Genomic DNA, 15662 nt, shown 5'->3' on the forward strand with positions numbered 1-15662 from the left:
ATCTTAGATTTTAAATCTAAGATCGCTTCTTTTATATATGTACGTCAATTAATGTCTTGATTTGTAGTGTAAAGAATCACCCCATTGTCCATAGCCAATTTCACCATCGGCCATATTAATACGAGCTTCCATACAGTTTGTGCAGTCATCAGCACCTTCATCAATACAAGGCTTGTTTTGGTATAATAAGTAATTCGCTCTTTCTTGAGTTGGCGTAATATTTGGCATGATGATATTGGCTCCAATCTTTAAGGCTTTCTCTCTTCCGAGAGGATCAATAGCCTGTAAAGCCGTTGCCGAAGCTATATTAATATCCTTCATCATGATTCGAAGAACTGCAATCATTCTAAGTGTTAATCTAAATCTATCATTTAGGGGCATCAATTCATCTTTGTGCTCGTAAAGAGGTGTTTGATCATGCTCAATGAAAGGTCCCATTCCCACCATATCAATATCAAATTCTTTCATGAAAAGGATATCCTTAGCTAGATCTTCGTAGGTTTGAAAAGGAAGACCAATCATGACACCCGTTCCAGTTTGGTAGCCAATTTCTTGTAAATATTTCAGACATTTTAGGCGAGTAGCATGAGAATGTTCGTCATTATTGGGATGAATTTTATTGTAAAGATCAGGATTGCTTGATTCTACACGTAGAAGGTAACGATGAGCACCAGCGTCGAACCATTTCTGATAAGTCTCTTTAGTTTGCTCGCCAATTGAGATGGTGATACCCAGTTCGTTATTGCTGATTTTTTTAATAGCCTTTAAAAGTTGGCAGATTCTTTCTGTAAAAGCAGGATCTGAACGTTCACCCGCTTGTAAAACCAGGGATCCATAATTGTGCTCGTGAGCAAACTTGGCAGCTTTCAGAATTTGGTCATCGGCAATATCGTAGCGATTAACCATTTTATTGGAAGCACGAATACCACAGTATAAGCAATCTTTTTTGCAAATATTTGAGAATTCAACTAGGCCACGAAAATAAACTTTATTCCCGATATGTTTGATTTTGACGTCGTGTGATCGCTTAAATAATGCTTTTTCCTGCTCACCACTCGCTTTTAAAAGTCGAATAATTTCGTCTTTAGTAAAGCTCTCTTTTTGCAATAATGTATCGAAACTTATATCCATGCTTGTTGACTTAGGCTTTCAAAACGGCATTAATAAAATGCAATGTTTATGTGTTTGTTGTGTGGCAAAAATAGGGATAAAATTTCAAGTAGTCTATCAAGTTTTTTAGTATTTGGAATTTCGCACTCGAAACTCTTTATTTAATTTAGCTTAATTATTTTATTTGGTAATTATAAGATGAAAGAAATTAATCAGGTTCATCTAATTTATGGTGAGATGTTCATCAATTTTAATATGGAGCGCAAACGATTGTTTTAGACCGGTTCTAAATAGCTGATTTTACTCCAATAAACACGCTTGTGCTTATAGATTATTACTAATTCGACTTTTTAGAGTACTGATTCTTACTATATTTGTGCGAAAATCTGAAGAATCATTATTTGAATTGATTGAGATTTTTGAATGAAGATTCACCCCAAAGTGACTTCAAATAGTCTATTGTAATTACAAATGATTTTATTTTAACTCAGGGTTAATAAGGAATCAGCTTGAAACAAAATATAAAAATACATACAATGATAAACGAACAGTTATTAAATCCTAAAAGTATTGTTGTTGTTGGAGGTTCTGACGATGTACAAAAGCCAGGTGGTAAAGTTTTGAAAAACCTTATCGATGGTGATTTTAAAGGAAACCTATATGTTGCTAACCCAAAGTTAGACGAGGTTCAAGGCGTTAAGTCATATAAGAACCCACAAGATTTACCTGATGTAGATTGTGCTATTTTAGCGATTGCTGCTAAGTTTTGTCCTTCGACAATCAAATTGTTGGCTGAAGAGAAAAATACACGTGCTTTCATTATTCTTTCAGCAGGATTCAGCGAGGAAAATGAAGAAGGAGCTGAGTTAGAAAGACAAATTGTTGAGACTATAAACTCGGTAGGTGGTTCTTTAATTGGACCTAACTGTGTTGGTATACTTAATCCAAACTACAATGGTGTTTTCACAACGCCAATTCCATCTTTAGATCCTAAAGGATGTGACTTTATTTCAGGTTCTGGTGCAACTGCCGTTTTTATTATGGAATCGGCTGTACCTAAAGGACTATCTTTTTCAAGCGTATATTCAGTTGGTAATTCTGCACAAATGGGTGTTGAAGAGATTATTAAATATATGGATGAGAGTTACGATCCAAAAACGTCAAGTTCAGTTAAATTATTATATATCGAGAACATCGATAAGCCAGAGATGTTATTGAAGCACGCTTCTTCTTTGATTCGTAAAGGATGTAAGATTGCAGCTATTAAGTCGGGTAGTTCTGAGGCTGGTTCTCGTGCTGCATCTTCACATACTGGTGCTCTTGCTAGTCCTGATGTTGCAGTAAACGCACTTTTCAAAAAAGCAGGTATTGTTCGTTGTTCTGGTAGAGATGAGTTAGCTACTGTAGCTTCTATCTTTATGCACCCAGAATTGAAAGGTAAAAACATCGCTGTTATTACTCATGCAGGTGGACCAGCAGTAATGTTGACCGATTCACTTTCAAATAATGGTTTAGATGTACCACATATCGAAGGCCCTAAGGCTGATGCTCTTTTAGAAAAACTTTACGGTGGTTCTTCAGTAGCAAATCCAATCGATTTCTTGGCAACAGGTACGGCTCAACATTTGGGTGATATTATTGATGCTTGTGAGAATGATTTCGATAATATCGATGCGATGGCAGTTATTTTTGGTAGCCCAGGATTATGTCCAGTATACGATGTTTACGATTTGTTGGACGAGAAGATGAAGCAGTGCAAAAAGCCTATTTATCCAATTCTGCCATCAGTAGTCAACGTTAAAGATGAGATTGAGCATTTCCTAGCTAAAGGAAGAATCAATTTCCCTGATGAGGTTGTATTTGGTGATGCGCTTGCTAAAGTTTATAATACACCAAAGCCAGAGCCAGAGAATATTGTTATTCCTGAAGTTGATAAAAAAGCGATTCGCGCAATTATCGATGAGGCTGAAAACGGTTACTTAGCTCCTGAGAAAATTCACGCTTTACTTGATGCTGCTGGAATTGACCGTTCGAAAGAAGGTGTGATTGATACGGTTGAAGCTGCAAAAGTAATGGCTACTGAAATTGGTTACCCAATGGTAATGAAAGTTGTTGGACCAGTTCATAAATCAGATGTAGGTGGTGTTGTATTAAATGTGATGAATGAAGAAACTGTTGTTGCTGAATTCGAGCGTTTGATCAAGATTCCTGAGACTTATGCAGTCATGATGTGCTCTCAGATTAGCGGAACAGAAGTATTTATTGGTGCTAAGCGTGAAGAGAAATTCGGTCACATGGTTCTTTGTGGACTAGGTGGAATCTTCATCGAAGTGTTTAAAGATGTAAAAGCTGCTTTGGCTCCAATTTCAATTGACGAAGCTCACGAAATGATTCGTGGATTACAATCGTATGGTATCATTAAAGGTATGCGTGGACAAGAGCCTGTAAACGAAGATAAGTTTGCTGATGCTGTTGCTCGTGTTGCTGCATTAATGACTGTTGCTCCAGAGATTTTCGAAATGGACTTGAATCCACTTCTAGGATCGAAAGATGCTGTTGTAGCTGTTGATGCTCGTATTAGAATTGAGAAAGAGATGTAATATTGTGAATTAACAGGTTTGTAAGTTCATTTATTTGAAGATACCTTTGAGGCTTTCAAATTGATACTTTACTCACCAACTAAATCACTCATTATACTATGAGAAAGTTAAAAGATTTAAGCCTGAATGAAAAACTGATGATCAGTTTTATTGTCGTTCTTTTAATAGCTGTTGTTCTGAATTGGAGCAATATCTATAAAGGATTACAAAAGGGCTTCGTTATTCATACAGAACAACCAGCAAAACCAGTAAAATAAGCTGGATAATACCCGAGGCTTTGTCTCGGGTATTTATTTTTAATCTCGATCGGAAGATCTAGATATTATTTACCATTTGAATGATAATTTAAGAGATGAAAAAACAAGATTTAATATTCATACTTTGTGTTGTGGCGTGCTTTATGCCATTTTTCTTGTCAGAAGAGGTGTTCAACTTTTATGTAGGTTTCAATAAAGCTCACGGTATGATTACCAGTTTTATTAAATTCGCCTTACTTGCCACCTTAGGTGAGGTCATTGGTTTGAGAATGAAATCAGGAGCCTATAACTATAAAGGTTTTGGTATTTTACCAAGAGCTATTGTTTGGGGATTTTTAGGATTAACGATCAAGTTGGCTTTTGTGATTTTTTATACTGGAACGCCAATATTCCTTAACTATTTAGGACTCGAAGGTGCTACTGAAATTCTGAAAGGTGCTTTCAGTGGAGAAAAACTATTGGTTGCTTTTGCTATATCAGCATGTATGAATCTTATTTATGCTCCTGTAATGATGACTTTGCATAAAATCACAGATATTCATATTATTGATAATGGCGGAACTATAGGTGGTCTATTGAGACCTATTCAGTTTTCAAATATTTTTCAAAAATTAGATTGGGGTATCCAATGGAACTTTGTTTTCAAAAAAACGATTCCTTTTTTCTGGATTCCTGCTCATACTTTCACGTTCTTATTACCTCCCGATTATCAAGTTCTTTTTGCTGCGGCATTAGGAATTGTTTTAGGGGTATTGCTTGCCACCGCAAGTTTGAAAAGTGCTAAATAATTATAACTTTGTAGAGGATTGAGAATTAAAGATTCTTAATCCTCTATTTTTTTATAAAAAGTATACTCGATCATTTCTTTTTGATCTATATGCTTTGCCCCAAGTCTCATCTCTTTATACTGAAAATATGGCAAAAATTGGATTATTTTACGGCCCACAAGAAGGTAATGTGGAAAAAGTAGCAAAGCTTGTTGCTAGCAAAATTGATAATGTTGATTTAGTAAAAGTCAAAGAAGTTGATGCTAATGCATTCGATGCGTATGATAATATCATTCTAGGTATTTCTACGCTTGGAAAACATACTTGGGCTTCAGATAATGAAGGAAATGATTGGGATCAATTTCTTCCGAAGATGAATGGAATTGACTTAAAAGGCAAAAAAGTCGCAATCTTTGGTCTTGGTGATCATATCGCCTATTCAGATTTTTTTGTAGATGCTATGGGCGAGTTGTTCGAAGTTGTTAAGAAAACAGGCGCGACATGCATTGGGGAAGTTAGCGACGAAGGGTATGAGTATAACGAATCTCGTGCATTTGTTGATGGTAAATTTGTTGGTTTGCCTATAGATGAGGATTTTGAAGATGATTTAACTGAAGAGAGAGTGGATAATTGGTTAAAAGTTATTCTCCCAGAAATGAAATAAACAAGAGCAAATCTTGTTAATCAAAGCTCACTTTTCCGAAAGTGAGCTTTTTTTTGCCCTTAACTATCAATTTGGTAAATTTACAACGATTACTTTCTTTAGACTGTAATTATATAAGCCCAATAAGTTTTAAATTGTAAGGGAATTTCGTAAAATTGCAGTTGATTCAAAATGATCTTATTTATAAATAATAACTTTTAAATATATAAGTATGAAAACCCCCATAAGTTCTCAAATAGTAGATGATAAATTAGCTCTATGTGAAATAGAAAAGATGGAAGATGCAACTATACGTGATGTGGTGCGTGTGGTGAATATGATCGAAGAAGAGAGCGGTGATAAATTCATTCGTATGGAAATGGGGGTTCCGGGTCTAGCTGCCTCTAAATATGGTATTGAAGCTGAAAAAGCAGCTCTTGATAATGGTGTTGCTGCAGCCTACCCAATGCTTGAAGGTGTAAAGGTGTTGAAAGATGAAGGTTCTAAATTCATTAAGAACTTCATGAATGTTGATATGAAGCCTGAAGGCGTTATCCCAACAGTTGGATCTATGCAAGGTGGCTATGCTGCTTTTATGGCTGTTTGTTCAGCTACTGAAGGTAAGGATACCATACTATTTGTCGATCCAGGTTTCCCTGTTCAGAAAACTCAGATGGATGTTTTGGGAATGAAATACGAAACCTTTGATATTTACGATTACCGTGGAGATAAATTGCTTGCTAAGCTTGAGTCAATTATGTCAAAAGGCAATATCGCAGGTATCGTTTATTCAAACCCTAACAACCCTGCTTGGATTTGTATGAATGAATGTGAGTTGAAGACTATTGGTGAGATGGCTACAAAATACGATGCAATTGTATTGGAAGATCTTGCCTATTTCGCAATGGACTTTAGAGTAGATCTTAGTCAGCCAGGTGTTGGACCATATCAACCTTCTGTAGCAAGATATACTGACAACTATGTTTTGATGATTTCAAGTTCTAAGGCATTCTCTTATGCAGGACAAAGAATTGGCTTGCTTTGTATTTCAGATAATCTTTATAAAAGAAGATACGATGGCTTAAAGAAGCGTTTTGGAACGGATGGTTTTGGTTATACCGTTGTATATCGAATTATTTACACCTTATCTTCAGGAGTATCTCATTCAGCACAATACGGTTTACATGGTATGCTAAAAGCTGCTAATGAAGGTAAATTCAATTTTGTTGAAGATGTAAGAGAATATGGTGAGAGAGCTAAGATCATGAAGAAGCTATTTATGGACAATGGTTTTGAGTTGGTTTATAGTACTGATGTTGATCTGCCACTAGCAGATGGATTTTACTTCACAATTTCTTATCCTGGTTTGACTGGGCCAGATTTGAATAAAAAACTGTTGTACTATGGTATCTCAGCTATTTGTTTGAATGAGACAGGTAGTTTGAAAGAAGGACTTAGAGCTTGTGTGTCTCAAATTGCACGTTCTCAATTTGATGATTTGGAATATCGCTTGAAAGAGTTCCATAAGCATCATCAAGTATTAGCTTAGTTGATGATTTAGGACTAATAAGTAACGATTTTGTTAATAATTGCGGTAAATTTATTTAGACTGATTGTAAATTTACCGTATTTGTGATAAATCGTAAGGGGAATAAGGATAACAGCTTTTGAATTGTTACCTTTATCGAGCAAAATAAAATTTAATTATTTAAATATATAAACGCTATGGCAAAATTTATAGGTGCTATTGTTGTTGATACCGAAAAGTGTAAAGGTTGTGGCTTATGTGTTGTAGCTTGCCCTACACAGGTTATCGAACTTGCACGCGACGTTAATGGCAAAGGTTACCATTATGCTCACATGGCCAATCCTGAAGCATGTATTGGTTGTTCAAGTTGTGGATTAGTTTGTCCTGATACAGTAATTACTGTTTACAGAACAAAAGCAAGCTAGATTCTATTTTAATCAAAATCTGAAAATCTTAAAAATATTCTTGTAATGGGAGATATTCGATTAATGAAAGGGAATGAAGTAATTGCTGAAGCAGCTATACGTTGTGGATGTGATGGGTATTTTGGTTACCCAATTACGCCTCAGTCCGAAGTTATGGAAACCCTTATGATTCGCAAACCTTGGGAAACAACTGGAATGGTTGTTCTTCAGGCAGAAAGCGAAGTCGCTGCAATCAACATGGTTTACGGTGGTGCATCTTGCGGTAAAAAAATATTTACATCTTCATCTAGTCCTGGGATTAGTTTGAAAGCGGAAGGTATCACTTACCTTGCTGGAGCAGAATTACCTGCTTTGATCGTAAACGTAGTACGAGGAGGTCCAGGTTTAGGTACTATCCAACCTGCTCAGTCTGACTATTTTCAAGCTGTAAAAGGTGGTGGGCATGGTGACTACAAGCTAATTGTGTTGGCTCCTGCTTCTGTTCAGGAAATGAACGATTTTGTTGGTTTAGGTTTCGATCTTGCCTTTAAATATTTGAATCCAGCTATGATTTTGACTGATGGTGTTATTGGTCAGATGATGGAGAAAGTTGAATTGTCAGAGTATAAGCCACGTTGGACTCCTGAAGAAATTGAGGAAATGTCTGGATCATGGGCAACTACTGGAAAGAGAAAAGGGATTACTCGTAGAATTTCTACATCTCTAGATCTAGATTCAGCTAAACAAGAGATTTTCAACCACAAATTGCAAGCGAAATATCGCGCAATGGAAGAAAACGATGTTCGTTTCGAAAAAATTGCATGTGATGATGCTGACTATCTATTTGTAGCTTACGGTTCAAGTGCTCGTATTTGCCAAAAGGCAATTGAGTTGGCTCGTGAGAAAGGTATCAAAGTTGGTTTGTTACGCCCTATAACTCTATTCCCTTACCCAACTAAGGCTATTCAAGAAATGCTTGGTCAGGTTAAAGGAATTTTATCAGTAGAAATGAGTGCCGGTCAAATGGTCGAAGATGTTCGTTTGGCAGTTAACGGTAAAGTGCCAGTAGAGCATTATGGTCGTTATGGTGGAATCATTCCTACTCCTGATGAAGTAGTTGAAGCATTGGAACAAAATTTTATAGGAGAATAAGTTATGACAGCAACAACTGATCTTAAAAATATAATCAACGCAGAGAACTTGGTCTACGATAAGACTTCAGTTCTTTTAGATAACGAAATGCATTACTGCCCGGGTTGTACTCATGGTGTAATTCATAAAGTAATTGCTGAAGTTATCGACGAAATGGGAATTCAGGAAGATACGATTGGTGTTTCACCAGTAGGATGTTCTGTTTTAGCCTATAACTATTTAGATATCGATTGGCAACAAGCTGCTCACGGTCGTGCTCCTGCATTGGCTACTGCAACAGCTCGTTTAATGCCTGAGAAATATGTCTTCACTTATCAAGGTGATGGTGACTTGGCTTCTATCGGTTGTGCTGAAATTATGCACGCTTGTAACCGTGGTGAAAACATCGTTGTGTTCTTCGTAAATAATGCCATTTATGGTATGACAGGAGGACAAATGGCACCAACAACTCTTGAAGGACAAGTTACTGCAACGACTCCTTATGGACGTGATTGCTCAGTGACTGGTCAGCCAATGAGAATTACTGAGATGCTTGCTATGTTGCCTGGTACACGTTTTGTGACTCGTCAATCAGCAGAAACTCCAGGAGCGGTTCGTAAATTGAAAAAAGCGGTTCGTAAAGGTTTTGAAAATACCAGAGAGCATAAGGGTATTTCATTCATCGAGATTGTTGGAACCTGTAGTTCAGGATGGAAATTAACTCCTGTAGCGTCTAACGTGTGGATGAAAGAAAATATGTTTCCTTTTTACCCACTTGGTACATTAAAAGACGAGTAAATTTCATTAGGGATAGAGCTAGATTAACTTTATGGTAGATTATTTAGAACAATCATAGATCTATCCTATAATCGATTAAAACTGTAAAAAAATGACTGAAGAAATTATAATTGCAGGATTTGGTGGTCAAGGTGTACTTTCAATGGGTAAAATTCTTGCTTACTCAGGAATTATGCAGGATCAGGAAGTATCATGGATGCCATCATACGGACCTGAAATGCGTGGAGGTACAGCTAACGTTACTGTAATCTTAAGCGATGACCGTATTAGTTCTCCTGTATTGAAGAAATTTGATACAGCTATCATTCTTAACCAGCAATCAATGGATAAGTTTGTGGATGATGTTAAACCAGGTGGAACATTATTATATGATCCAAACGGTATTACAAATCACCCAGAAAGAACAGATATCAACATCTTTAGAATTCCAGGTGCAGCCTTAGCAACTGAAATGGGTAACCCTAAGACTTTCAACATGATTATTATGGGAGGTTTCCTAAAAGTGAAGCCTATCGTATTACTTGATAATGTAAAGAGAGGTCTTGAGAAATCATTACCAGAGCGTCATCATAAATTGATTCCTTTAAATATTGAAGCAATTCAAAAAGGAATGGAAAATGTTGAAACTGTAATATCTCTATAGAGAAACAACAACAAAAACAACAACAAATACAATCCAATTGAAGGTAAAGGGCAGTCCGTAAGGATTGCCCTTTTTCTATGCTCTGACCATAGTAATTTGTTTCCCCCAGATTTCGCTAATTAGCGCAGATTTTAATAAGTCATATTCCGGCTATGACTTGAAGCCAGTCTAATCCAGATTTGCAATCTAGGTTTATCGAGTATGCGATTTTAAATCGCCAATATTCTATTATAAAAAGGATCACAGATCCCTCAACTCGAAACCTGCAGATAGTTTATCTGCAGTAGCGGGTCATGATCTGACTATAAGTAAGCTGTAAGTGTTATGCTATTACTAGAAAGTGTAATTTGGCTTCCCGCTGATTGTCGCAGATCTAATTAAGTACTGTGCTGGTGTGCGATTAGCTTCGCTGATCTCCACTTCGTTTCAGTAGTATCGCGTACCTTTGTATTATAAACCTCACGATATAATCGTGCGGTAGCGGGGAAGATATTTTAATCCTGATAACTTACGAAGCCCAGCAAGACCCTTGTGGTACATTAGAAATGAAGTAGGGAAGTTTAGTCATATATTTTTATTTTAACTTGGTAAATTAAGGAGTGAATATGATTTATTTTGAAGAACTTATAAAAAAGGCTGTAAATATAGAAAATCCATTACCAAAAGTATTAGCCATTGGAGGAAGTCCAAGGAAAGGGGGCAATACGGATAGCATAATAAAACAAATTACGGCTGGTCTTACTGCAGAACAGATTGATAGTGAAAATATTAATCTAGGTACTATAGATTTTAAGGGTTGTATTGGCTGTGAAAAGTGCAGAAAGGATAAGGTTTGCATAATGATAAATGATGGTATGTCATTATTGTACCCTAGTATTATGGAATCACAAGGATTGATTTTGGTATCTCCAGTTCATAATTATAATATAACATCATGGATGAAAGCTTTTATAGATAGATTGTACTGCTTTTATGAATTTGACAACAATACAAGACCACGTGAGTGGAGTTCAAGACTTGCAAATCAAAAAAGGAAAGTCGTTATTTCGGCTGTTTGCGAACAAAAGGATTTGGCAGATATGGGATTCGCTATTGAGGCAATGAGTAGACCTATGGAAGCTTTAGGCTTCGAAATTGTAGGAACACTACCCGTTTTTAAGGCCTTTGAAAAAGGAGCCGTAAAAAAACAACAAGAGATAATAGATAAAGCATATGAGCTTGGCATGAAACTAGGACAAAGTCTAAAATAAAAATTCCAGACTCTTTTGTGTAAGTAATGGCAGAACAATTGCTAAACACAGATTCTGCAACCTACTGAAACTACATCAGGCTTTGACAGAATGCTATCACGCTCTCGAAAGCTTTCGGGACTGTTACTACTCATACAATTTACCCTTATCGATATACAAAAATGGCTAGCCCTTTTAATTTAAGAGCTAGCCATTCGTTTGTCTTATACTTTCTGCTGCCTAAAGCTTAAAGAAGCTGTAGTCTATATATTGCAGCATTGCTTGTGCCTCCTTATGCTTGGCTATTTCAGCCTTCCACTTGTTAGAGTTGAGGTCAAATATCAAACTCTGAGTAGAGTCTACAAAGCCAAAACCATTGTTGTAGGTGAAATAAGCAAAGCCTTTCTGCGATTTATTTAGAAGGTTTTTACCAATTGTAAAATCGCCAGCATCTATTCCCATTTGTGGTAAAAGGGTAGCAGCTAAATCGGGCTGGCAACCGTATTTGTCAACTCTAAGTCCTTTTTGCTTCAGGCAACCACCCAACCAAAGCATCGGTATTCTATACTTTACAGGATCGCTAGGTACAAAGTTACCAACGTAACGCGCCCCATGGTCAGCCAATAGAATTACCAAGGTATTATCCCAGCTTGGAAGTTTCTTTAATCTGTCTATAAACTCACCCAAACACTTGTCTGTATAGTAAGCTGAGTTCATAAATAAGCTATTTTCACCCTTGCCTTGTATGACTGTTTCCATAGGCACAGCAAAAGGCTCATGGCTGCTAAGAGTTAGGCAAGCTTTAAAGAAGGGTTGTTTTTCTAGTTTAATGTCATGGTACAATCTATCGAATAAGAATTCGTCATGCACGCCCCATTTCGATGTGTTCAATTCACTTGGGAAATCATCCATTGAGATGGTATTGTTGAAACCTGCGTTTGAGAAATAGGAATTCATACTTGCAAAATGAAGATCGCCACCATAATAGAATTTACTGTTATAGCCCTCTTTCTTCAATGATTTACAAAGGCTTGGTAAGTTCTGCACTTTCTTATGAAACTCTATGACGGGCTTTTGTGGTAGTGACGGAAAACCAGAGAAAATACCTACCGTTCCAATCTTTGTTCTGTCTCCAATTCCGTAGAAATTTGTAAACAAGATGCCTTCTTCTGAAAGGGCACGGAAGTTTGGTGTTACCCCTTTTTTTCCACCTAGTTCTTCAATGATGGCTGAGGTGAAACTTTCCAATACGATTAAAACAATATTAGGCGTCTGGCGCGTTAAAATTGTATCCTGATCTATTGTTTGAGAAGCTATCATATCTTGAAACCTGATTTTAGCTTCTTCATCAGGGATAAGTTTAAGTCTTTTGTTTTTATTTAGCTTCTTTAATGAATAAGAGAAGTTCCAAATTGGATTAACCGCCAAAAGATTGGCGTAGGTGTTCGATGAATGGTAAACGAAACCGACATTCATAGGTGCAATACCCAAACCGCCTCTCACAGGGATAATCATACTTGCTGTTAGCAGTAGTAATAGGGGAAGGAATTTCAATTTGGTCGGTACGATATCGTCAAGCTTCTTGATAAGGAATTTATTAAATAACTTATAAGTAAGTGTAAGAATAGCGATGAATATACCAAATAATAGAATATAAGTTGACGTTGCAGTTGAAGCTGCAGCTTCTTTAGGCGTTTTTAAATAGCTCAGAACAGTTCCATCAATATGGAATCCCCAGTTGCGGAACAGCTCGAAGTTAGGAACGGCAATCGTTAAGCTCACAAGCATAAGCATGCCATAAAGAATTTGAAATAAAAGCTTCAATTTCTTACCTGGTATTGTAATACTAAAACTTAGAATTAAACCCGTCAGCATTAGAATATAGCCTGTTAAGGAAATGTCGTGATATAGGCCATATGTGAAGGAGAGGAGAACCTCACCAATGCTTAATAAACTGGTTTGAGAATACTGATATATTGAAAACGCAAAGCGGATAAATACCATAAAGGCTATCCATGATATTGCTGCTGCAAGGAAAAATCTTAATCGTTGTTTCATAATTATAATCGAAAAAGTAATATTATTTGAAAATTGAAATGATAGCCATAACAAGTATAGAAAGGCTGCCCCAGGTTATAATGTTCCATTTCCAATCTTTTTCTGCAATTGGATTATCTAGTTTTATAAACTTGAAACGTGGTAATAGTTTGTAGATAACATAGCCAAAAAATAGACCAATAGCAGTACCTACAATAATATCCCCAGGGTAATGCACGCCTAGGTAAATTCTAGAGTAAGAAACCAAAGCAGCCCAGGAAAATAGGAATAGGCTTAGTTTTCTATTTCTGAAAAGTAAACTGATGAATGTAGCCAAACCAAATACATTGGCTGCATGAGATGAGGCAAAACCATATTTCCCCCCTCGGTAGCCATTCACCGTATGAACTAAATCGGCCAGTTCTGGAGAACGACTCGGACGAAAACGTTGAAATGTAGGCTTAAGAAAGCCAGATGCCATCTGATCGCAGCATGTGATTACAAGTGCAATTACGACTAAAAGGTATAAACAATTCTTCCAGCCATATGTGCGATATATCTGAACGATGATTGCTAGATAAAAAACAGCCCAAACTAGTTTTCCTGAAATAAGAAACATGAATGAATCGAAGAAAGGAGAATGGATGCTGTTTAAAAATAAAAGTAACTCCTGATCGAGTTGATTGAGTGTTTCAAGCATAATTGAGTCTGTATAATAGAATGCCATCACAAGACAGCTTCTTGTTTTAGAGATTAAAAATGATTGTAAAAATAAACAATATCCTCACAATACGCCGAATCCTTACATAATTGAATCAGAAAAAGCACACTTTATAAGCGTGCTTTTAATATAATATATTTTCAAGCGTAATTTTGTGCGTGTTTAAACAATGAGTTTAACCGTGTAGTCTATTGTCTTTATCGTGCAACATATTGTTTCATCCAATAAGTTTGATCTTAATTATAATTTAAACTAAACTTGCCTATGAATCGATAAATTCGATTTTGATGTTGAAATGAAAATTATGAATTTATGAGATGAAGAGGCTTTATTTATCTGCATTAGCAGATTATTAAGTTGAAATATTCGAATAAGATTCAATAACCCGTTTAAATTTTTAAAGATGATTAGAAAACTGTTTCTATCGCTTCTTTTTGTAAGTGTTTTTGCAATTGGAAGCTTTGCTCAAACCGGAAAAATCGAGTTTGAAGAATACGATCTTGATAATGGCTTACACGTCATTTTACAGCAAGATCATACAACACCTAATATTGTTGTTTCGGTGATGTATCATGTTGGATCGAAGAACGAGAATCCTGAATTAACAGGTTTTGCTCACTTCTTTGAGCATTTGATGTTTGAAGGAACTGAAAATATTCCACGTTTCCAGTACGATAAATATGTGTCGAGAGCGGGTGGCTCTTTAAATGCAAACACATCAAGCGATAGAACATATTATTATGAGTTATTGCCTTCTAATCAATTGGCTTTAGGTCTTTGGTTAGAGTCTGAAAGAATGATGCATGCAAAAGTAGAGGAGATCGGAATTAAAACTCAAAAAGGCGTTGTTATTCAGGAGAAAAAACAAAGTTATGACAATAAGCCTTATGGTCAGATTTTACCAGAGACAATGTCTCACGCTTATACCGATCACCCTTATAAATGGATACCTATCGGAGATGAAGAGCATATCCGCAATGCAAAAACAGAAGATTTTGTAAACTTTTATAAAGAGTTTTATGTACCAAACAATGCTGTTTTAACTATTTGTGGTGATTTTAAAACGGAAGAGGCTAAGAAATTAATTAGCGATTATTTTACTGCGATTCCTAAGGGAACAAAAGAAATTTACCGTCCGAATATTGTTGAGCCTAAGAAAACGGCTGAAGTAAGAGATACGGTTTACGATAACATTCAGTTACCTGCTGTTATTCAAGCTTACCATATTCCTGCTATGGGAACTAAAGATTATTATGCTGCTAGCATGTTGGCTACGCTAATGAGTGATGGTAAGAGTTCAAGAATGAACAAATCATTGGTTCAAGAGAAGCAATTGGCTTTACAAATGATTGCTATGCCTATGCCAAACGAAGATCCAGGTCTGACTTTAGCTTTTGGTATTCCAAACATGGGAGTTGATTTAAAGGTGCTAGAAGACGAAATGAATAAGGAATTTGTTCGAGTTCAAGAAGAATTAATTTCTGATAAAGAGTATCAGAAACTACGTAACAAAATCGAAAACGAATTGGTTAGTTCAAACTCGACAATTGCACGTCGTGCTGAGAATTTATCAACAGCTTATACGTATTACAAGGATACGCAAAGAGTAAACCAAGAGTTGGATAAATTTTTCACTGTAACACGTGAAGATATTCGCGAAGTAGCAAAGAAATATTTCACTCCTGAAAACCGTGTTGTTCTTTACTACATGCCAAAAATAAAGTAAGACGTTACAGAAATTAATATGAGTCGATTTTGAAAGACTCAATTTTATAGGGATAGACTTTGGTCTAA

14 protein-coding genes are annotated in these 15662 nt (G+C 36.2%); 11 read left to right on the forward strand and 3 right to left on the reverse strand.

Annotation, left to right across the window (positions count from 1 at the left end):
- Positions 1-48 precede the first annotated feature (48 nt).
- Positions 49-1131 (reverse strand): [FeFe] hydrogenase H-cluster radical SAM maturase HydE, encoded by a 1083-nt coding sequence (gene hydE, locus ACXR6G_RS15060; RefSeq protein ID WP_458362265.1) that lies wholly within the window; start codon positions 1129-1131, stop codon positions 49-51.
- Positions 1132-1646: 515 nt separating this feature from the next.
- On the opposite strand from hydE, the gene ACXR6G_RS15065 reads away from it, so the two are divergent.
- From ACXR6G_RS15065 to ACXR6G_RS15110, 10 genes are all read left to right on the forward strand, one after another.
- Entirely contained in the window at positions 1647-3710 is a 2064-nt protein-coding gene (locus ACXR6G_RS15065) for an acetate--CoA ligase family protein (protein ID WP_458362266.1), read from the forward strand.
- 98 nt (positions 3711-3808) lie between these two features.
- On the forward strand, positions 3809-3967 hold the full coding sequence (locus ACXR6G_RS15070) for a hypothetical protein (protein WP_458362267.1): 159 nt from the start codon (positions 3809-3811) through the stop codon (positions 3965-3967).
- A 95-nt stretch (positions 3968-4062) separates the two neighbouring features.
- A complete protein-coding gene (locus ACXR6G_RS15075) occupies positions 4063-4755 on the forward strand; it encodes an Mpv17/PMP22 family protein (RefSeq protein ID WP_458362268.1) in 693 nt (230 codons plus the stop codon).
- Positions 4756-4882: 127 nt separating this feature from the next.
- On the forward strand, positions 4883-5398 hold the full coding sequence (fldA, locus tag ACXR6G_RS15080; protein ID WP_458362269.1) for a flavodoxin FldA: 516 nt from the start codon (positions 4883-4885) through the stop codon (positions 5396-5398).
- A 211-nt stretch (positions 5399-5609) separates the two neighbouring features.
- Positions 5610-6926: an aminotransferase class I/II-fold pyridoxal phosphate-dependent enzyme gene (locus ACXR6G_RS15085; protein WP_458362270.1), complete on the forward strand. Its 1317-nt coding sequence runs from the start codon at positions 5610-5612 to the stop codon at positions 6924-6926.
- A 176-nt stretch (positions 6927-7102) separates the two neighbouring features.
- Positions 7103-7330, forward strand: a complete 228-nt coding sequence (locus ACXR6G_RS15090; protein ID WP_458362271.1) for a 4Fe-4S dicluster domain-containing protein — start codon at positions 7103-7105, stop codon at positions 7328-7330.
- Between the two features lie 45 nt (positions 7331-7375).
- A complete protein-coding gene (locus tag ACXR6G_RS15095) occupies positions 7376-8461 on the forward strand; it encodes a 3-methyl-2-oxobutanoate dehydrogenase subunit VorB (RefSeq protein WP_458362272.1) in 1086 nt (361 codons plus the stop codon).
- A gap of 3 nt (positions 8462-8464) precedes the next feature.
- On the forward strand, positions 8465-9238 hold the full coding sequence (locus ACXR6G_RS15100; protein ID WP_458362273.1) for a thiamine pyrophosphate-dependent enzyme: 774 nt from the start codon (positions 8465-8467) through the stop codon (positions 9236-9238).
- A 91-nt stretch (positions 9239-9329) separates the two neighbouring features.
- Complete coding sequence (locus ACXR6G_RS15105) at positions 9330-9881, forward strand: 2-oxoacid:acceptor oxidoreductase family protein (protein WP_458362274.1); 552 nt, start codon at positions 9330-9332, stop codon at positions 9879-9881.
- A gap of 605 nt (positions 9882-10486) precedes the next feature.
- A complete protein-coding gene (locus ACXR6G_RS15110; protein ID WP_458362275.1) occupies positions 10487-11131 on the forward strand; it encodes a flavodoxin family protein in 645 nt (214 codons plus the stop codon).
- Positions 11132-11350: 219 nt separating this feature from the next.
- On the opposite strand, the gene ACXR6G_RS15115 is transcribed toward ACXR6G_RS15110, so the two are convergent.
- Entirely contained in the window at positions 11351-13168 is a 1818-nt protein-coding gene (locus ACXR6G_RS15115; RefSeq protein ID WP_458362276.1) for an LTA synthase family protein, read from the reverse strand.
- A 22-nt stretch (positions 13169-13190) separates the two neighbouring features.
- Entirely contained in the window at positions 13191-13874 is a 684-nt protein-coding gene (locus tag ACXR6G_RS15120; protein ID WP_458362277.1) for a phosphatase PAP2 family protein, read from the reverse strand.
- Positions 13875-14271: 397 nt separating this feature from the next.
- Here ACXR6G_RS15120 and ACXR6G_RS15125 point away from each other — a divergent pair, with 397 nt between their 5' ends.
- Positions 14272-15594, forward strand: a complete 1323-nt coding sequence (locus tag ACXR6G_RS15125) for a M16 family metallopeptidase (RefSeq protein WP_458362278.1) — start codon at positions 14272-14274, stop codon at positions 15592-15594.
- Positions 15595-15662 lie beyond the last annotated feature (68 nt).

It is taken from the genome of Ancylomarina sp. YFZ004 (assembly GCF_054254355.1).

Coding starts and splice junctions, on each gene's coding strand:
- hydE (WP_458362265.1), bottom strand. CDS start 1,131: ATGGATATAAGTTTCGATACATTATTGCAAAAAGAGAGCTTTACTAAA.
- ACXR6G_RS15065 (WP_458362266.1), top strand. CDS start 1,647: ATGATAAACGAACAGTTATTAAATCCTAAAAGTATTGTTGTTGTTGGA.
- ACXR6G_RS15070 (WP_458362267.1), top strand. CDS start 3,809: ATGAGAAAGTTAAAAGATTTAAGCCTGAATGAAAAACTGATGATCAGT.
- ACXR6G_RS15075 (WP_458362268.1), top strand. CDS start 4,063: ATGAAAAAACAAGATTTAATATTCATACTTTGTGTTGTGGCGTGCTTT.
- fldA (WP_458362269.1), top strand. CDS start 4,883: ATGGCAAAAATTGGATTATTTTACGGCCCACAAGAAGGTAATGTGGAA.
- ACXR6G_RS15085 (WP_458362270.1), top strand. CDS start 5,610: ATGAAAACCCCCATAAGTTCTCAAATAGTAGATGATAAATTAGCTCTA.
- ACXR6G_RS15090 (WP_458362271.1), top strand. CDS start 7,103: ATGGCAAAATTTATAGGTGCTATTGTTGTTGATACCGAAAAGTGTAAA.
- ACXR6G_RS15095 (WP_458362272.1), top strand. CDS start 7,376: ATGGGAGATATTCGATTAATGAAAGGGAATGAAGTAATTGCTGAAGCA.
- ACXR6G_RS15100 (WP_458362273.1), top strand. CDS start 8,465: ATGACAGCAACAACTGATCTTAAAAATATAATCAACGCAGAGAACTTG.
- ACXR6G_RS15105 (WP_458362274.1), top strand. CDS start 9,330: ATGACTGAAGAAATTATAATTGCAGGATTTGGTGGTCAAGGTGTACTT.
- ACXR6G_RS15110 (WP_458362275.1), top strand. CDS start 10,487: ATGATTTATTTTGAAGAACTTATAAAAAAGGCTGTAAATATAGAAAAT.
- ACXR6G_RS15115 (WP_458362276.1), bottom strand. CDS start 13,168: ATGAAACAACGATTAAGATTTTTCCTTGCAGCAGCAATATCATGGATA.
- ACXR6G_RS15120 (WP_458362277.1), bottom strand. CDS start 13,874: ATGGCATTCTATTATACAGACTCAATTATGCTTGAAACACTCAATCAA.
- ACXR6G_RS15125 (WP_458362278.1), top strand. CDS start 14,272: ATGATTAGAAAACTGTTTCTATCGCTTCTTTTTGTAAGTGTTTTTGCA.